The sequence below is a fragment of the Bradyrhizobium sp. SZCCHNPS1003 genome (genome assembly GCF_032381555.1).
Classification (GTDB): Bacteria; Pseudomonadota; Alphaproteobacteria; order Rhizobiales; family Xanthobacteraceae; genus Bradyrhizobium.
On the sequence record NZ_JAUHIU010000003.1, the window covers coordinates 203785 to 222090 of the forward strand.

At 65.6% G+C, this 18306-nt stretch carries 17 protein-coding genes and 1 pseudogene; 8 read left to right on the top strand and 10 right to left on the bottom strand.

All coding sequences use genetic code 11. From position 1 onward, the window contains the following. Positions 1 to 175: 175 nt before the first annotated feature. The gene (locus tag QX126_RS06820) at positions 176 to 814 is read left to right on the top strand and encodes a porin family protein (RefSeq protein WP_315774932.1); all 639 of its coding nucleotides are present in this window, start codon (positions 176 to 178) and stop codon (positions 812 to 814) included. 291 nt (positions 815 to 1105) lie between these two features. Then, positions 1106 to 4093, top strand: coding sequence for an excinuclease ABC subunit UvrA (gene uvrA, locus QX126_RS06825; RefSeq protein WP_315780075.1), 2988 nt, complete (start codon positions 1106 to 1108; stop codon positions 4091 to 4093). Positions 4094 to 4279: 186 nt separating this feature from the next. Here uvrA and QX126_RS06830 read toward each other — a convergent pair whose 3' ends face one another. The 3 genes from QX126_RS06830 to QX126_RS06840 form a co-directional block, all read right to left on the bottom strand. After that, on the bottom strand, positions 4280 to 4609 hold the full coding sequence (locus QX126_RS06830) for a hypothetical protein (protein ID WP_315774934.1): 330 nt from the start codon (positions 4607 to 4609) through the stop codon (positions 4280 to 4282). A 236-nt stretch (positions 4610 to 4845) separates the two neighbouring features. After that, positions 4846 to 5163: a hypothetical protein gene (locus tag QX126_RS06835; RefSeq protein ID WP_315780077.1), complete on the bottom strand. Its 318-nt coding sequence runs from the start codon at positions 5161 to 5163 to the stop codon at positions 4846 to 4848. Positions 5164 to 5357: 194 nt separating this feature from the next. Beyond that, a complete protein-coding gene (locus tag QX126_RS06840; protein WP_315780079.1) occupies positions 5358 to 6350 on the bottom strand; it encodes a lipase family protein in 993 nt (330 codons plus the stop codon). A 274-nt stretch (positions 6351 to 6624) separates the two neighbouring features. Between QX126_RS06840 and QX126_RS06845 the strand changes: the two genes are divergently transcribed. After that, complete coding sequence (locus tag QX126_RS06845) at positions 6625 to 7269, top strand: HAD hydrolase-like protein (protein ID WP_315780081.1); 645 nt, start codon at positions 6625 to 6627, stop codon at positions 7267 to 7269. Between the two features lie 128 nt (positions 7270 to 7397). Here the strand turns inward: QX126_RS06845 and QX126_RS06850 are convergent, their stop codons facing one another. From QX126_RS06850 to QX126_RS06875, 6 genes are all read right to left on the bottom strand, one after another. Then, entirely contained in the window at positions 7398 to 8330 is a 933-nt protein-coding gene (locus QX126_RS06850; protein WP_315780311.1) for a cytochrome D1 domain-containing protein, read from the bottom strand. Positions 8331 to 8606: 276 nt separating this feature from the next. Continuing rightward, positions 8607 to 9161: an SRPBCC family protein gene (locus QX126_RS06855; protein ID WP_315774936.1), complete on the bottom strand. Its 555-nt coding sequence runs from the start codon at positions 9159 to 9161 to the stop codon at positions 8607 to 8609. A gap of 114 nt (positions 9162 to 9275) precedes the next feature. Beyond that, positions 9276 to 10067, bottom strand: a complete 792-nt coding sequence (locus tag QX126_RS06860) for a UPF0149 family protein (protein WP_315780083.1) — start codon at positions 10065 to 10067, stop codon at positions 9276 to 9278. A 693-nt stretch (positions 10068 to 10760) separates the two neighbouring features. After that, entirely contained in the window at positions 10761 to 11531 is a 771-nt protein-coding gene (locus QX126_RS06865; protein ID WP_315780085.1) for an AAA family ATPase, read from the bottom strand. Between the two features lie 75 nt (positions 11532 to 11606). Further along, entirely contained in the window at positions 11607 to 12464 is an 858-nt protein-coding gene (locus tag QX126_RS06870) for a PCC domain-containing protein (RefSeq protein WP_315738122.1), read from the bottom strand. A gap of 6 nt (positions 12465 to 12470) precedes the next feature. Beyond that, positions 12471 to 14072, bottom strand: coding sequence for an acyl-CoA synthetase (locus tag QX126_RS06875; RefSeq protein ID WP_315780087.1), 1602 nt, complete (start codon positions 14070 to 14072; stop codon positions 12471 to 12473). Positions 14073 to 14327: 255 nt separating this feature from the next. Between QX126_RS06875 and QX126_RS06880 the strand changes: the two are divergent. The 3 genes and pseudogenes from QX126_RS06880 to QX126_RS06890 all read left to right on the top strand — a co-directional run bounded on the left by QX126_RS06880 (position 14328) and on the right by QX126_RS06890 (position 15430). Continuing rightward, a pseudogene (locus QX126_RS06880) lies at positions 14328 to 14871 on the top strand (DUF3828 domain-containing protein). Positions 14872 to 14877: 6 nt separating this feature from the next. Further along, positions 14878 to 15150 (top strand): GNAT family N-acetyltransferase, encoded by a 273-nt coding sequence (locus QX126_RS06885; protein WP_315738125.1) that lies wholly within the window; start codon positions 14878 to 14880, stop codon positions 15148 to 15150. Between the two features lie 115 nt (positions 15151 to 15265). Further along, positions 15266 to 15430 carry a DUF1127 domain-containing protein gene (locus QX126_RS06890; RefSeq protein ID WP_315780089.1) on the top strand — a complete coding sequence of 55 codons (165 nt, stop codon included), beginning with the start codon at positions 15266 to 15268 and terminating at the stop codon, positions 15428 to 15430. A 91-nt stretch (positions 15431 to 15521) separates the two neighbouring features. Here the strand turns inward: QX126_RS06890 and QX126_RS06895 are convergent, their stop codons facing one another. Continuing rightward, positions 15522 to 15926: a DUF3597 domain-containing protein gene (locus tag QX126_RS06895; RefSeq protein WP_315738127.1), complete on the bottom strand. Its 405-nt coding sequence runs from the start codon at positions 15924 to 15926 to the stop codon at positions 15522 to 15524. Between the two features lie 393 nt (positions 15927 to 16319). Between QX126_RS06895 and QX126_RS06900 the strand changes: the two genes are divergently transcribed. Both QX126_RS06900 and QX126_RS06905 read left to right on the top strand, forming a co-directional pair. Next, entirely contained in the window at positions 16320 to 17231 is a 912-nt protein-coding gene (locus QX126_RS06900; protein ID WP_315780091.1) for a DUF2189 domain-containing protein, read from the top strand. 193 nt (positions 17232 to 17424) lie between these two features. Next, positions 17425 to 18246: a lytic murein transglycosylase gene (locus QX126_RS06905; RefSeq protein ID WP_315780093.1), complete on the top strand. Its 822-nt coding sequence runs from the start codon at positions 17425 to 17427 to the stop codon at positions 18244 to 18246. Positions 18247 to 18306 lie beyond the last annotated feature (60 nt).

Genomic DNA, 18306 nt, shown 5'->3' on the forward strand with positions numbered 1-18306 from the left:
AGGCTTTCTGGAGCCGCCCGTAAAAACGCGGTTTGGCCGCGAGTGTGTCTTCGGGGTGACGGCAATCCGCACGGAACCGGGCTATAGGAACCGCGTCAACTTGAACGGGTGAGTCTGTTTCGTGCGTAAAGCTTTCGGTGCGATGCGGACTGCTAGGAATAAACTGGAGACTGGAATGAAGAAGATCCTGCTCGCGACCGTGGCTTTGGCCGCCCTGGCCGCTCCCGCTGCCGCCGCAGACCTCGCTGCGCGCCCGACCTACACCAAGGCGCCGGTTGCCGCGCCTGTGCTGACCTGGACCGGTTTCTACATCGGTGCCATGGGCGGCTACGCCACCGTTGAAGACAATGGTCCGGATGGCGGCCTCGCCGGCGGCACCATCGGCTACAACTGGCAGCAGGGCGCCATCGTGTTCGGTCTCGAAGCTGATGCGGCCTGGGCCAGCATCAAGAGCGGCGACGGCGTGATCCCCGGCTTCCTGGGCACGTTCAACACCAAGATCCAGGACACCGGCAGCGTTCGTGGCCGCATTGGTTATGCCTTCGGCCCGACCCTGGTGTACGCCACCGGCGGTTACGCTTGGGCTGAGAACAAGCTGACCAACACCTTCCTTGGCACTTCGGTCTCGGACACGAAGTTCCACAGCGGCTGGACGGTTGGCGCTGGCCTCGAATACATGTTCGCGCCGCAGTGGTCGCTGAAGGGCGAATACCTTTACAAGAGCCTCGGCAGCGAGAACTACTTCGCCAACAATATCGCTTCGGGCACTCTGAACCTGCACTCCGTCCAGGTCGGCGTGAACTACCACTTCTAAGAACGTCGCCCTCCGGGCCAACGCACAAGGCCTCCGCTCGACGAGAGCGGAGGTCTTTTCTTTTGGGCTCTCGACTCTTTGGGCTCTCGACGCGGCCGACGGAACCGGTCCGCCTCCTGCCATTCGCTGCCATTCCCTGAGCGCATTGTTGATGATTCTCTGACGGCACTGGAAATCCAGCCCCGTTCTTCCTACGTTCCGACGATACCTTTTCCCTCTGGCGTCCGATGGCCGGCTTCCGGCGAACGCGCCTGCAACGATGGCGCGACTCTGCGCCGTGGGACGATCGTCATGGATGAAGTGCTCAAGGCTAAGCAGCGCGCGCAAGCCAACCAGTCGAGCCTGCGGGCGATCACGATCCGCGGCGCCCGCGAGCACAACCTCAAGAACATCGACGTCGAGATCCCGCGCGACAGGCTCGTGGTGTTCACCGGCCTGTCCGGTTCCGGCAAATCCTCGCTCGCCTTCGATACGATCTATGCCGAGGGCCAGCGCCGCTACGTCGAATCGCTGTCGGCCTATGCCCGCCAGTTCCTGGAGATGATGCAGAAGCCTGATGTCGACCAGATCGACGGCCTGTCGCCGGCGATCTCGATCGAGCAGAAGACGACCTCGAAGAACCCGCGCTCCACCGTCGGCACGGTCACCGAGATCTACGACTACATGCGGCTGCTCTGGGCGCGCGTCGGCGTGCCCTATTCGCCGGCCACCGGCCTGCCGATCGAGAGCCAGACCGTGTCGCAGATGGTCGACCGCGTGCTGGCGCTGCCCGAGGGCACCCGCCTCTATCTGCTGGCCCCGGTCGTGCGCGGACGCAAGGGCGAGTACAAGAAGGAGCTCGCCGAATATCTCAAGAAGGGCTTTCAGCGCGTCAAGATCGACGGCACCTTCCATGAGCTCGCCGAGGTGCCCACGCTCGACAAGAAGTTCCCGCACGACATCGACGTCGTCGTCGACCGCATCGTGGTGCGCCCCGACATCGGCCAGCGCCTCGCGGAGAGTTTCGAGACCGCGCTGAAGCTCGCGGAGGGACTCGCCGTGATCGAGTTCGCCGACGCGCCCGCCTCCGCCGCCCCGGCCGAGGAGAAGAAGAAGACCGCCAAGATCCATGACAAGAGCGGGCCCGAGCGCATCCTGTTCTCGGAGAAGTTCGCCTGCCCAGTCTCCGGTTTCACCATTCCCGAGATCGAGCCGCGGCTGTTCTCGTTCAACAATCCCTACGGCGCCTGCCCGGAATGCGGCGGCCTCGGTGTCGAGCAGCACGTCGATGCTGATCTCGTCATTCCCGACAAGGACGTCACCCTGCGCAAGGGCGCGATCGCGCCCTGGGCCAAGTCGTCCTCGCCCTATTACCCGCAGACGCTGACAGCGCTCGGCAAGTTCTACAAGTTCACGCTCGACACCAAGTGGAAGGACCTGCCGAAGAAGACGCAGAACGCGCTGCTGCACGGCTCCGGCGACGACGAGATCAAGTTCACCTATGAGGACGGCGTCCGCGCCTACGACACCAAAAAGCCGTTCGAGGGCGTGATCACCAACATCGAGCGCCGCTTCCGCGAGACCGAGAGCGAATGGGCGCGCGAGGAGCTCGGCAAGTACTTCAACGACGTGCCCTGCGCCGGCTGCAACGGCTTCCGGCTGAAGCCCGAGGCGCTGTGCGTCAAGGTCGCCGGCAAGCACATCGGCGAGATCTCAGAGCTCAGCGTCAGGGCTGCCGGCGAATGGTTCGCCGAGGTGCCGAAGCAGCTCAACGCGCAGCAGACCGAGATCGCCACCCGCATCCTCAAGGAGATCCGCGACCGCCTCACCTTCCTGCTCGACGTCGGCTTGAACTATCTGACCCTGGCGCGCTCCTCCGGCACCTTGTCGGGCGGCGAGAGCCAGCGCATCCGCCTGGCGTCGCAGATCGGCTCGGGGCTGACCGGCGTGCTCTACGTGCTCGACGAGCCGTCGATCGGCCTGCACCAGCGCGACAACGCCCGCCTGCTCGACACGCTGAAGCGGCTGCGCGACCTCGGCAACACCGTGATCGTGGTCGAGCATGACGAGGATGCCATTCGCCTCGCCGACTACGTGCTCGACATCGGCCCCGGCGCCGGCACCCATGGCGGCAACATCGTCGCCGAGGGCACGCCGGCCGAGATCATGCGCAATCCGGCGTCGCTGACCGGCAAATATCTCACCGGCGAGCTCGAGGTCGAGGTGCCCGAGCGTCGGCCGCCGAACCATCGCCGCACCATCAAGGTCGTCAATGCCCGCGGCAACAATCTGAAGAACGTGTCGGCCGAGATCCCGCTCGGCCTGTTCACCGCCATCACCGGCGTCTCCGGCGGCGGCAAGTCGACGCTTCTCATCGACACGCTCTACAAGGCGATCGCGCGCAAGCTCAACGGCGCCAACGAGGCCGCCGCGCCGCACGATCGCATCGAGGGCCTGGAGCACATCGACAAGATCATCGATATCGACCAGTCGCCGATCGGCCGCACCCCGCGCTCCAATCCCGCGACCTATACCGGCGCATTCACCCCGATCCGCGAATGGTTCGCCGGCCTGCCGGAATCGAAGGCACGCGGCTACGAGCCGGGCCGCTTCTCCTTCAACGTCAAGGGCGGCCGCTGCGAGGCCTGCCAGGGCGACGGCGTCATCAAGATCGAGATGCACTTTTTGCCCGACGTCTACGTCACCTGCGACGTCTGCAAGGGCAAGCGCTACAACCGCGAGACCCTCGACGTGCTGTTCAAGGGCAAGTCGATCGCCGACGTGCTCGACATGACGGTCGAGGAGGCCGCCGAATTCTTCAAGGCGGTGCCGCGCGTGCGCGACACGTTCGAGACGCTGCGCCGCGTCGGCCTCGACTACATCCATGTCGGCCAGCAGGCCACCACGCTCTCCGGCGGCGAGGCGCAGCGCGTCAAGCTCGCCAAGGAGCTGTCCAAGCGCGCCACGGGCCGCACGCTCTACATCCTCGACGAGCCCACGACCGGCCTGCACTTCCACGACGTCAAGAAGCTGCTGGAGGTGCTGCACGAGCTCGTGGCACAGGGCAACACGGTGGTCGTGATCGAGCACAATCTCGAGGTCATCAAGACCGCCGACTGGGTCATCGATCTCGGCCCGGAGGGCGGCGACGGCGGCGGCGAGATCGTCGCCTGGGGCCCGCCTGAGGACATCGTCAAGGCGCCGCGCAGCTACACCGGGCAGTTCCTCAAGCCGGTGCTGGAGAAGTCAGCCAAGCCGAAGAAGCGCGGCCGCGGCGCCGCCAGCGAGGCGGCGGAGTAGTTGCCCTCAATTCCCTTGTATCGATCGTCGTTGCGAGCGAAGCGAAGCAATCCAGGGCCGCGTACGCGATTCTGGATTGCATCGCGCTCCTCGCAATGACGCACGTGATTGACACCGGTTCATCACAGCAAAGCCCGCCGCTCTCGGCAGAGCGGCGGGCTGGATGGTTTCTACAACGAACTCAGATTACCACTGGCGATAGTATCCGGTGCGCGTGCCGTTGTTGTTGCCGCCCGGGCCGACGTCGCCCTGGGTCGAGCTCGGGGTCGGATGGTTTGTGCCGTTGTAGCCGGTGCCCCAGCCAGGGCCGTCATACGGGCCCGGCGCGACCGCGACGTAGCCTTCCTGATAGACCGGCCCCGGCGCCCAGGCGAAGGAATCGCGGTAGGTGTAGGTGCTGGTGACCTGGCCACCATAGCCGTAGCCGCCCGGGCCGTATTCGCCGGCCGAGGCCGCAGCGGTGCCAGCCACGAGCGTGACGGCGGTCAGCGCGGCGAATCCAAACGTGCGCGTCATGAACTTGCTCCTTCGTTCCTAATTCTCGGAGAACAAACGATATCGATCCATCCAAGGTTCCGCCGGTCCCCACAACAATCGTGCGACACAACGCGACGCTCACCTTCGCGCGACCTCGTGATCCAATGGCTTCGTGACATCGCCCGACACGTGCAGCGAACCCGTCCGACACAACAAACCCGCTGCTCTTGTCGAGCGGCGGGTTTGATCGCCTAACGTCTAACGCGAGATGGCGGCTACCACTGCCGGTAGACACCGGTCAGCGTGCCGTTGTTGTTGCCGGACGGACCGACATCGCCCTGGGTCGAGCCAGGGGTCGGATGGTTGGTGCCGTTGTAGCCGTGGCCCCAGGCCGTTGTACCCCACGCCACCTCACCCGGCGCGTAGGCCGGCGCCGGCGCGGCGTCATACACCGGCTCGGAATCGTTGCCCTGTGTCGGCGGCACCCAGGCCATCGAGTCGCCGTAGCGGGCATAGCCCTGCGCGGCTGCGGCGGCGGTGCCGAGCACCAGCGTGGCGGCGGCCAGCGCGGCCATCTTGAGCGTGCGTTGCATGTGTCTCTCCTTGCTTCTGTGCGGGGGTCAACGACCGCACAGCGCCAGGCGTTCCTGCAGCGCCCACTCACAAAAATCGTGACGAAAGGTTGATCGGATGCGCGTCAAGACCCGCTTGCAGACCTGCGGGAGCAGGCTCGCAAGAGGGCAACGCGAGACGCGACCCGGACGGCGACGTCCCCCTGATCAGCAGCTCACGCCGCGACGGCGACCGCCCGCGGCCGCGCCACACCGGTCTTGGTGACACCCGGCAGCGGCGGCGCCTTCGTGCCGGTCGCATGCGGAAAATACTGCAACTGCATGGAATGCATGTAGCCGGCTTCTGCGGTCCAGGAATCGTTCGTCTCCACGATCGGCGTGATCGTGAACAGGTCCGGATTGCTCGGCACGATCGACGTATAGGTCGGGATCGTTGCGCTGAGGATCTCAAGCGGCTTGTAGATCGAGTAGTAGTTGGTGTCCTTCAGGACCGGCGCCGGCGGCGCATAGGTGACGAGAATCCCCTTCAGATTGGCCCATCCCATCGGCACGATGTCGTTGCTGTTGACCGCCGCATAGTAGGTATAGGCCTTCGCGAAGGTGGTCGCGAAGCCCGCGTTCCACATGGTCGGAGCCGCGAAGGTGTGCGGCCACAGCGTGAACTTCAGCGACGAGTTCAGCTTCGGCAGTTGATCCTTCAGCCACGCCGTCGCCACCACGGCGAGCGCGCCGCCCAGGCTGTGCCCGGTCACCATCAGTTGCAGATTCTGCTTGGCCGCAAGGCCGCGCAGATAGTCGAGCAGCGACAGGTCCGTCGCGGGATCGGTGAGCGCGATGACCAGCGCCAGCGCATCGTTGATCCCGGCACTGATCTGCAGCGGCGAGCCGGCCTGCTGCGGATACAGCCACGGCACCTGGAAGACTGCATCGACGTCGGCGAGCACGTTCTCGAAGGCGCCGCCGACCGAGCCGTCGACATCGGTGCCGCGGAACGCCAGCGCGTAGCTGCCGTCGCTGCCTTGCGCGACATAGGCGAGCACGCCGTTGTTGACCGCCGGGCCCCAGACGAGCGACCACGGACCGTTCGCTGCGCCCGACGGAACGGACTTCAGCATCGTCACGAAATCGCTCGGCTGAACCGTATCGAGCGCGTCGTCGATATAGGCGAAGTAGGACAGATACGCTGCAGCAACCTTGTTGAGGGCCATGTGAAATCTCTCTGGCTTGAATGATGAAAACAAATTCGATCAAATTGGGCAGGCAGACCCTGATCCGCCGGCGCATCGGGATCATAGACCGCGTTATTTCCAGGTGCACATCACAACATGTTCAACCCCTGATCGTCGAACGTCACCATGGAGCTGCGACACGCAAGGGTCGCATCTCATTGCGCGCCGCCCCTCCCATTGCTATGGCGCAGGGACTGTCGCAGGACGACACGCCTCGACGATCATCAGCCCCTCGCCGCGCTCACCCCACGCGATGCCATATTCCCTCGTCATCTTCGATCTCGACGGCACGCTCGCCGACAGCTTCCCGTGGTTTCGCACCCACGTGAATGCCGTCGCCGTGCGGTACCGCTTTCGTCAGGTCGAGGAGCAGGACATCGACGGGCTGCGCCATGCCTCGACCCGTGAGATCCTCGATTTCCTTCAGGTGCCGCGCTGGAAGCTGCCCTTGATCGCGCGCCACGTGCGCCGGCTGAAGACGGCGCATGCAGCAAGCATCCCGCTGTTTGCAGGCGTCGACATCATGCTCGACACGCTTGCCGCGAACGGCACCATGCTCGCATTGGTCTCGTCAGACAGCGAGGCCAACGCGCGGCAGAAGCTCGGATCGCGCGCCGGTCTGTTCGCCGATTTCGATTGCTCGGCCTCGGTGTTCGGCAAGGCACGGAAGTTTCGCCGGGTGCTGAAGCGGCTGCGCGTCGACCCGGCCCAGGCCATCGCGATCGGCGACGAGACCCGCGACATCGAGGCTGCGCGCGCCGCCGGCATCGCCTTCGGTGCGGTGACGTGGGGCTATGCCGCGGAGCAGGCGCTGCGCGACCACCAGCCGGAGATGCTGTTCACCCGGATGGACGAGATCGTGGAACGGTTGGTGGTGCCCGCCAGACGAGATTCGTAGCCTACATCAGCGCCAGCGACATGCAGGGATAACGACGAGCCTCGAAACCTCCCCGCGTCATTGCGAGCTGCGCTCGCAATGACGGAGGCTGCAGATGCAACTCCATTCCCGCCACCGGCGGACCTGCCTCACCGCCGCAGGAACGCGCCGAACGCGCGCGGGCCGTTGCCGACCTTGATCTCCCCTGTGACCTTCAGTGCGGCCACGTCGATGACGCTCAGGATGTTGCTCTCCCAATTGGCGACGATGACGCGCCGGCCGTCGGCCGTCGCCTCGATGCCCTCGGGATAGTCGCCGACATTGATGCGCTGGAGCGGCTGCAGGCTCGCCAGGTCGAACACGCTGACCGTGCCGTCATACTGGTCGGTTACGAAGCCCCTGCCCTGCGCCAGCGCCACCGCATAAGGCCGCAAGCCGGTCTTGACCCGGCCGATCTCGCGACGCTCGGCGAGGTCGATCACCGAGACGTCGTTGGAGGCGACATTTGCCGTGTAGGCGCGCTTGCCCTCGGCGTCGATGGTGACACCGAACGGCCGCGTGCCAACCTTGATGGTCGCAAGGCGCTGGCGCGTCGCCGTGTCGATCACCGAGACCATGTCGTCGTCGCGGTCGGCGGAGAGCAGCAGCTTGCCGTCTTGTGTCACCGCAAGCCCCGACGGCGAGGCGCCGACCGCGATGCTGCCGGTCACGGTCCGGGTCTTCGCATCGATCACGCGAATTGCGGCGTTGTACCAGTCTGCGACGTAGACCGTCGAACCGTCCGGCGTCACGGCAATGCCGAGCGGCCCGCCACCGACCTCGACCCGTCCAACAACCTTTCGCGCGACAGCGTCGACGACGCTGATGCTCTTGTCGTCCGGACTCGCCACATAGGCGAAGCGTCCGTCGGCAGCCACCGCAACGCCGGCCGGCTTGCCGCCGATCGGAATCGTCGCCACCGGCTTCGAGGTCGCGAGGTCGACGATGGTCAGATCATCGCTGAGCTGATTGGTGACGAAGGCTTCTTCGGCGTGGGCACTGGCGCAGCAGACGAGCAAGGCTGCGAGCAGAAAAGCTCGAATAGGATCTGAGAGACGATGAGTGGTACAGCGCCCTGCCTTGTACCCACCTCGTCCCGCTCTTGTCCTCCGTAGCTCGCAGAGCGAAGGCGGATGCGGGGCCGCGACGAGCTTCGCTCGCGCTGAGAGGTCGGATTGCATCGCCAGATGCAATCCGGGTGAGGCGGCACAGGTCTCACCGCCCACACCCCCCGTTCGGCTGCCCCTCACCCCAACCCTCCCCCCGTAAGAACGGGGAGAGGGAGCGCAGCGCTGACTTGGCGACATGGTCGTATCCAATCAGCTCCCGCTCTCCACCTTCTTCTTCAGTCCCTCGAGCCCGCCCTTGTAGAGCCCGGTCACCGCATTGACCGCGGCCTCGTCGCTCAGCTCCGGCGGCGGATCGTTGTTGGGGAAGCCCCGGTAGAACGCGCCGGTCCATTCGACCACGCTGCCTTTGCCGTCCGCACTCGGCGTCACCGCGATGGTCGACGAGTAGTTTGTCACCGGCAGCACCTTCACATCGACCGCCGTGATCCGGTACGAATAGCTCATCTTCTCGGCGTCGTATTTGTAGAGCTCCTCGTCGACCGTGGCGCCGCCCTTCAGGGTCAGCTTGCGGGTGGCGCCGATCTCGTTGCCCTTGTCGCCCGCGGTCTTGTCGACGACGCCGAGCCAGCTCATGTCCTGGAAGTTGCCGATCACGGCCCACACCTTGGCGGGTGCGGCGTTGATCTCGACGTGCTCCTGCACCTTGCGCCGGGTGGGACCATGCGCATCCGCCGTGCTCAAAGCCGTCGTTGCGATCGCGAGCGCCGCCGTTACGGCCAGCGCCTTGCCGAACACCATCCTCATCTCGTTTCCTCAACCATTTTCGTTTGGCCGGCGCATCTGGCGCGGCGGACCCATCTTTGCACCGCTCCCGATTGTTGCAACAAAAAAGACCGTGTCGTGGCGCTCGAAAGCGGGTCAATTGGCGCCACAGCAGCGCTTGTATTTCTGGCCGGAACCGCACGGACAGGGATCGTTGCGGCCGACCTTGCCGAAGGAGGCGAACGGATTGGGTTGCTCAATGAAGGCGGGCGCGCCGGGCACGGGCGCCCCGCTCCGCCGATGACGGTTGAGGGTCAGCACCGCATGGCGGATGTCAGCAGCCGCCTCTCGGTCGAACCCGGTATTCTCGACGCGATCGGCATTCTCGTCGCGCGCCAGCTCGATCGCCACCATCAGGCTCAACGCCGCCTCGCCCACGTCGCCGTCGACGTTCCGGTAGGCCTTGAACCGCTCTTGACGCAGGTCCACCGCCGCAGCGAAGCCGTCGATCCACAACTCCCAGATCACACTGCCGTCGATCGGATCGACCGGATAGCGCGGCTGATACAGCTCCGGCGTTTGCGTGAGCGTCCGGGCGATCTCGTCATGATACGCCATCACCAGGTCGAGCACCGCGTTGGCATGGGCGATGCTCGCAAACACCGAGTGGCGGCCTTTGCCGAACCCGAACGCCGCGGCGAACCATTCGCCGGGCGGGACCTGCTCCGGCAGGACCAGCAGGCCGGCGATGAAGCCGTCGAGCTCCTCCAGCACCATGGCGCGGTCGTCGAGGGCGAGCAGCGCCTGGTCGAGCTCGTCGTGACGGTTGGCCTGCTCCGACATCTGAAACCCTGCTTCCCTCACCCGCGTCGCGACCTGATTTGCCCGACGCGCACGCCGCGAAGGCGTGACGCGACCGTTTTGACACCAAAACGGCCATGCGCGCAAAATCTATATTTCGACGCGGGATCAGCGCCATCACCCCTGTCCAGTCGTGTCGCGAAAAATATTCTTATTTCGTTTTTTCTGAATTTGCGTTCTTCTGGGTGCGTCCTGCACTCACGAGAGGGGCGCTTCGCGGTCGTCACGGGCGTTGAGTGCGGGATGCGATGGACGTCACGGGCCCGGCGCAAATGCGCAGACGACGGGTCCGGCGGCGGACGGCGAAATCGTGTGGTCCTGACCTCCCGACGCTGAGGTCAAGCTGGTGGTGATGCTCACGCATCGCGCCGGTGACGGTGGCCAGAAAGCCCGGTGCACCGAGGAGATCACGTATAAGCTGTAACACCATCGCGCAGGGAAGGCCGGGTCATCTCGGCTGAGCCTGTGGTTCCTGCCCCGTGCATTTTTCCCGCACGGGGGCCGCGGGCATCAGCGGATGCCCGGCCTTCCCTGCGCCCTCTCACTTCGAGGAGGGCAGAATATGATGCAAAGCCCGGACGCCATTCGCACGCGGGAACACGGACTCATGTCTCTCCGTCATCGCGAGGAGCAAAGCGACGAAGCGATCCAGAGTCTTTACGCAGCCCTGGATTGCTTCCGCCTGCGCCCGATGGGCTTCGGCGGACACGTCGCTTCGCTCGCAATGACGGCGGAGCAAGTTGGTCGACCTCGCCAACTCTCATGCACCACGCCCGGCCCTCACTCCGCAAGCACCGCCTGCACGAAGCCATCGGGATCGGCGCAGAACTCGCGCAGGGCCTTGAAGTGATCGGTGTCCTGCACAGCGACCTTCTCGAGACCGTATTTGGTCAGGCGCAGCAGGGTCGCGCCGGGATAGGCCATCAGCACCGGCGCATGCGTCGCCATCAGCACCTGGCAATGACCAGACTCGTCCATCCGCCGCATCAGCTTGAGAAACTCGATCTGGCGCGCCGGCGACAGCGCCGATTCCGGCTCGTCGAAGATGTAGATGCCCTGGCGCTGGCAGCGCTCCTCGAAGAAGCGCAGGAAGCCCTCGCCGTGGGAATGCGACAGGAAGTCGGGCGGCGGCCCTCCGAATGGATCGTCCAACGCGGCCTCGTCGAGATAGCGCGCCACCGAGAAGAAGCTCTCGGCGCGAAAGAACCAGCCCTGCGTGATCTTCGGCAGCCAGCTCGCACGGAACGCGGCACCGAGCGTGCCCCCCATGCGCTCGATCGCACGACCATGATCCACCGGCCTGTAGCCCTTGCCGCCACCGGCCTCGTCATAGCCGGCCAGCGCCGCGATGCCTTCGAGCAGGGTCGATTTGCCGGTGCCGTTCTCGCCGACGATGATGGTGATGGCGCTCGTGAAGCTCAGCTCGAACTCGTCCTGCAGGAACGGCAGGCAGAACGGATATTCAGCGCGGTCGGCGATCTTGGCCGGATCGAGCCACAGCCGCTTCAGATAGGGGGCGCGCAGCCGGATCTCGCGTTGCTTCCTCGCCATGACGCCTTCACAAATTCGGTGACATCGCGGGCAATCTCGCACAAGGCGGCGGGACCGGCTACCGTCCCACGCGGGCTACGCCGCGACCTCCAGCACCAGCTCCATCGTCATCAGCACCGGGTTGTCGCCGCGAACCAGCCGCCCCTGCGCCAACGCGCCGGTGTAGTCCACCAGCGCGACGTCGAGCGTGGCTTCGAGACCGACAGCGCCGGGCGCGATCGCGCCCGAGGCGATGGTCAGCTCGGTCGCAAACGGCTCGACCACAGCACCGCTCTCGAAGCGCGCGCCGATGGTCGAGCCGACACCGCCGCGGATCCGCGCCCTGCTGATGCCTTGCGCGCGGCAGAACTCCTCCAGACAGCCGGCAAAATCCTGGTTCGGCCGCAGCCGCAGCGCGAAGGCACGGCGATCCGTTGGGGCGCTGCTCGGTGCGGCCGCCACCGGGCCGAACAGCTTGAAGCCGGTTTCGGGATCAGGCGCGGCGGTGAAGATCGCGCCATCGAGCCCGAACGCCTCGACCTCGAACGGCTCGGCGACCACAGTCTCCTCGGGCAGGATGTGGCCACCACCGGCCCGGCCGCCCTCTTCGGTCCACAGCGCGTGACAATGGAAGAACGGCGCGCCGTCGCGCACGCCCAGCGTCATGGTCGCGGTCGAGAGCTGGGTGACACCGGCGGGCCGATAGGTCTCGCTGTAGAACGCGGCATGATCCGGCGCCTTCGACAGCGCCGGCATGACATAGGCGAACGGTCCGAGCGCACCTCCTTTGATGTCGAGCACGCCGCCGGCAAAGCCTTCACGCGCAAAGCCGCGATGGGCCGCTTCCAGCAGCGGCAACCCCTGCTCCATGGTGAAGGTGAAGGCGCGGCCGCGCGCCTCGACCCACTGGACGCGGTCGGCCACCGGCGCGCCGGGCTGTTTGATGAATCGCATCAGTGCTCAGCCCTGCCTGGTGAGATCGAGCAAGCCGCGCGCCTCGAGCTCGTCGCGCACGAGACGCTTGGGGATCTTGCCGTAGCCAGACTTCGGCAGCGCGTCCCAGAAGAAGAAGCGCTTCGGCATCTTGTAGCGCGGCAGCTTGGTGGCGAGATAGCCGGCGATCGCGCTCTCGCTCGGCACGGCCGCGCCCTCGCGCGCCACGCAGACGGCGACGCCGACCTCGCCCCACACGGGATCAGGCACGCCGAGCACGGCGACCTCGCCGATGTCGGGATGGGTCAGGATCTTCTCCTCCACCTCGCGCGGATAGATGTTGGAGCCGCCGGAGATGTACATGTCCGACGCGCGGCCGGTGATGTAGACGAAGCCTTGCGCATCCATGTGGCCGAGATCGCCGGTGCGAAACCAGCCGTCGCGAAACGCCTTGGCATTGGCGTCGGGATTGTCGTAGTAGCCCGCGAACACGGCCGGACCGATGACGCAGATCTCGCCGGTCTCGCCCGGCTTCAGCTCGCGCCCCTGATCGTCCTGGATCGAGACCTGCATGCCCGTGCGCTCATAGCCGCAGGTGCCGATCCGCGCCTCCGGTCCATCCTCTTCCTCGTGCGCCGCGGCCGGCAGCACCGTGATGTTGCCGGTGACCTCGCCGAGGCCGAAATACTGGACGATGACCTTGCCGAGCCGCGCCAGCGCGCGCTTCTGGTCCTCGCGATACATCGGCGCGCCGGCATAGATCACATGGCGCAGCGAGGAATGATCGAACTGGTCGGCGGCGGGATGCTCGACCATCATCTTCAGGATGGTCGGTACCGTGAACAGGTTGCTGACGCGATGCACCTCGATCAGGCGGAAGGCTTCGGTGATGTCGAACTTCTCGCTCGGCAGCAGCACGGTCGTGGCACCGCGCGCGCTCTGCATCAGCTGGTGCACGCCGGCGCCGTGCGACAGCGGCGCCACGACGAGAGACGCGTCGTGCTCGGTCGTGCCCGGCGTCAGGTCCGCGAGATGGTTGGTGATGACGAACGCCATCTGGCCATGCGTCAGCACCGCCGCCTTGGAGCGGCCGGTCGTGCCCGAGGTGAAGAAGAACCAGCAGGGATCGTCGTGCTCGACGGCAGCGTTCGCGACGTGTGCGCCGACATGCGCCTTCATTGCGTCGGCCACGGCCCCCGTGCCGAAGCTGCCGCCGTCACCGATGCGCCAGGTGAAGTCAGCAGTCGTCACTGCGGCAGCGTGCTCCGGAAAGTCGCCGTGGCAGAGAAACGCCTTCGCGCCCGAGGCGGTCGCGAGGTAGGCGACCTCGTCCGGCATCAGGCGGAAATTGGTGGGCACCCAGACCGCGCCGAGCCGGAACGCGGCAAACATCGAGACGAACATCTCCTCGCAGTTCTTGGAGTGCACCAGGATGCGATCGCCCTTGGCGATGCCCTGCTCGGCCAGCGCCGCCGCGAGCGCCGAGACCATCGCGTCGATCTCGCGCCAGGACCACGACCTCTCGCCCCAGACGAAGCCGACGCGGTCGCCGAGCCGGCGGCCGTTCTGCGTCACGATATGCGCGAGATTCATCACCCGCCGCGACATCCGCAGCTGTGTGCCACTCATCGACGAGCCCTCGCATCCCGGCAGCAAATGAACAGACCCATGACAGCGTCCCCTCGATCGATTCTCGGGCGGTCTCGGCCACCCGTTACCTTCCCGCTTGTTTATCGCGGTCCCGCGCGACCTCGCAAGCGCGGCCTGCCCATCGCTCCCATGCGACGGTGTCATTCGAACGAATGCAGATGCCGTGCGACAAACCCGAGGCCGGCCGCGCATTCCTTCATTTCACCACGCACCGAATCTGATTTGAGGACACCCATGATCAATCGTCGTTTCCTGCTTCTCGGCCTCGCTGGCGTGCTCGCCGTATCCCCGCTTCGCGCGCAGGCCCCCGCCGCCAATGAGCCTACCGGCATCATGACCGCGATCTACGCCCGCGTCGCCAAGGGCAAGGGCGAGGATGGCGGCAACTTCGTCATCGAGAACAAGGCGGCACGCGCGTACTATCTGTCAAAGTCGCTGGCCGCCCAATGGGCAAAGATGGACGCCCGCACGCCGAAGGGCGAGGTCGGCGCGGTCGATTTCGATCCCGTCACCAATTCGCAGGATCCGGATGTCGCCTCGTTCAAGGTGAGTCCGGAGAAGCAGGAGGCCGACAAGGCGACGGTCGCCGTCACCATCGCCGGCCATCGCAACGAATCGCACGGAACAGGCCGACAACGTCATCCGTTACGACTTCGTGCGCGATGCCGGCCAATGGAAGATCGACGACATCCGCGGCGCCGTCGACGGCAAGCCCTGGTCGATCCGCGAAATGCTGGCGGAGTTCATCAAGCAGACCGACAAACCGAAACGAAGGTAGAGGAGCATGACCGTCGTCCGCGACAACAAGGCCCAGAGCCGCTTCGAGCTCGACGTCGAAGGCAGCATCGCTTTTGCAAACTACCGAGCGACGCCGCAGGCGGTCGTCATCACCCACACGGAGACCCCGGCGGCCCTGCGCGGCCGGGGCATCGGGTCCGAGCTGGTCAAGGGCGCACTGGAGTTGATCCGCGCCGAGGGCCGCAAGGTGATCGCGGGCTGCAGCTTCGTCGCCGACTACCTCCGTGACCACCCGGAGAACCGGGACATCATGGCGTGACGTTCCGTAGAATTACCGAGCAAGACGATTGGACCGTGTGCTTTAACGCAATGGCTACCCGGATGGACCAGCAATCCCCCGCCGAACAAGCAACCAGACCGATGGGGAGAGGCTCATGTTCATCACTGCCATTTTCGACGTTCTCGAGCGCTACGTCCACTACCGCACCCAGCTCGCTTATCTTGACCAGCTCGACGAGCGCACGCTGCGCGACATCGGCTTCAACCGCGACCAGTTGCACGCCGAGGCCTGGCAACGCACCGGCTTCGTGCACGTCTGAGCCGTTCGAGCAGCCTCCCGCGACACGATATCGACGACAAAGGCCCGCGCGATGGCGGGCCTTTCGCTTTTGGGCCGTCGGCGGCCGACGCTCAGTGCTTGATCTCCGGCGGCAGCTTGCCGCCATTGGCGGCGAGCTTGCTCATCACCTGCTTGTGCAGCCACACATTCATGCTGGCCGAGTCGTTGGTGTCGCCGCTGTAGCCGAGCTCCTTGGCAAGCTCCTTGCGCGCGGCGAGGCTCGAATCGATGTCGAGCGCCTTCATCAGGTCGACGATCGAGGTCCGCCACTCCAGCTTCTCGTGTTTGGCAGCCGCGGCCTTGTCGACGATCGCCGCCACATCGACGTTTTGCGCCGCAGCAGCCGGGCCCCCGGTCGGAGCTGCCGTGCCGCCTGCCGGCGCGGTGCCGCCCGCGGCGGGCGTGCTGCCGCCGGCCGGCGCAGCCTCGGCATGATGACCGAAAATAGCGCCCATGATCTTTCCGAAAATGCTCATCAATGGCTCCCAATGGGTGGTGATCGTGAGAAGAACTCGGCCGGCGTTGTTCCGTTGCAAAGACGGCCGTAGAGCCGCTCCGCCACCCGCCAAGGCGACCACGGCGACGAATGTGAAGCTTACCCAAGGCGGAATGACGGCGGAATGACTTTGTCCGTGGATGGCTCGGCTTCTTCGGTCGCGGGCACCGTTCTAATGCACTGCGACATTCACAGCACTCACCGAGGCGTGAGTAGGCGCGGCCTGTTTTGCCACTATCCTGATGACTTCCGTTCGCGAATGGCCGCCCCGAGGTTCGTCGCGTCTGGCCATCCGCGAATTTGTTCCAACGAGAAGCGCAGCCCGCCTGCGTGGTTGGGTAGCGCCCTACGCAAGTTGAGGGAGCACACGACGATGGCCACCTACCACAGCAATGCCGCCTCCCACGTTCGGGCGGCAGACGAGGTCGCGGCTGAGCTGACGATTCGTACGATCGACATGTCGAGCCTGATGCGCGCGCTGCGGCTCGGCTGGGACGATTTCAAGGCCGTCCCGAGTCACGCCGTGATGCTATGTGCGATCTATCCCGTTCTCGGCCTGGTGATCGCGCGCGCGGTGTTCGGCTATGCGGTGCTGCCGCTGTTGTTTCCACTGGCGGCGGGCTTCGCCCTGCTCGGCCCATTCGCCGCGCTCGGTCTCTATGAGCTCAGCAGCCGCCGGGACCGCGGCGAGGACACCAGTGCCTGGGATGCTCTGGAGGTGCTGCGGTCGCCGTCGTTCGGCTCGATGCTCGGACTAGGCACGCTGCTGCTCGCGCTGTTCGTCACCTGGGTCGCGACCGCGCAGGCGATCTACGTCGCAGTGTTCGGCTATGGCGGCGCGACGGGCGCGGGCGATTTCCTGCAGCGAGTGTTCACGACGCCGCAAGGCTGGTGGCTGATCGCGGTCGGCTGCGGCGTCGGCTTCCTGTTCGCGCTGCTGGCGCTGTGCCTGAGCGTCGTCTCCTTCCCGCTGATGCTCGACCGACACGCCGGCGCGCTCGAAGCAGTCGTCACCTCGCTGCGCGTGGTGGCCAAGAATCCCGCTCCGGTTGCGGCCTGGGGCCTCATCGTCGCGGTGCTTCTGGTCGCCGGCACGATTCCGTTCTTCCTGGGGCTCGCCGTTGTGATCCCGGTGCTCGGCCACGCCACTTGGCATCTCTACCGCGAAGCCATCGCGATCAATCCCGACGCAGCCCGGATCGTGCCGCCGGCCCCGCGCGGCTCCAAACCCGCGGCCGACTTCCCGGCGAACCTGTTCCCATGGCGCTCGCGCGACGGGATGTGAGGACGCAGCGACGGAGTTTGTCACGACCGCCGGCCTCGGGGCCGGCGGTCGCCTCGAGAGGCCGCCAGCGTGTGGCAGCGCTCACGAAATCCGACGCCAATGTGATCGAAAGGCCTTGTTGCTGCCGCGGTTACGCCCGACATGGAGCGCGCCCAGCAACGCTTTTTGAATCCATTGCCGTCCAGGTGTTTCGATGATTGCTCGCGTTCTCGCCGTTTCCGCTCTTGCCTGCCTCGCTGCCCTCACCACCCTGTCAGCGCCAGCGCACGCCGCGGTGCCTTGCGGCAGCGGCAACTTCGACGGCTGGCTCGCCGAGTTCAAGACCGAAGCTGCGGCCAAGGGCATCTCACAAAACACGATCAATGCGGCGCTGACCGGCGTGACGCCCGACCAAAGCGTGCTGAACCGCGACCGCGGTCAGAAGGTGTTCAGCCAGACCTTCGAGGAATTCTCCGGGCGCATGATCCCGCCGCGCATGACCCGCGGCTCCAACATGCTGAAGCAATACGGCTCGGTGCTGTCGCGGATCGAGCAGAGCTACGGCGTGCCGGGCGAGGTGCTGGTCGCGATCTGGGGGCTCGAGACCGATTTCGGCGTCAATGTCGGAAAATTTCCGACCATCCGTGCGCTCGCGACCTTGGCCTATGACTGCCGCCGCGCCGAGCAGTTTCGCGGCGAGTTGCTGGATGCGCTGCGGATCGTCGACCGCGGCGACCTTCAGCCGGCCGAGATGCGCGGCGCCTGGGCCGGCGAGATCGGTCAGACGCAGTTCATGCCGTCGTCCTGGATCAAATACGCCGTCGATTTCGACGGCAATGGCCGGCGCGATCTGATCCGCAGCGCGCCCGACGTTCTCGCCTCCACCGCGAACTATTTGAAGGGCTATGGCTGGCAGAAGGGCAAGGATTGGGAGCCCGGCGGCCCGAATTTTGCGGTCATCCAGCAGTGGAACAAGAGCGAGGTCTACGCGCGGACGGTCGCGACCTTCGCGACCCAGCTGGCGCGGGCGCCGTAGCCCGGGTCAGGAATGAGGCCGATCGCGGCATCGCGACCGGCCGTTCGTTCGATGATGCGA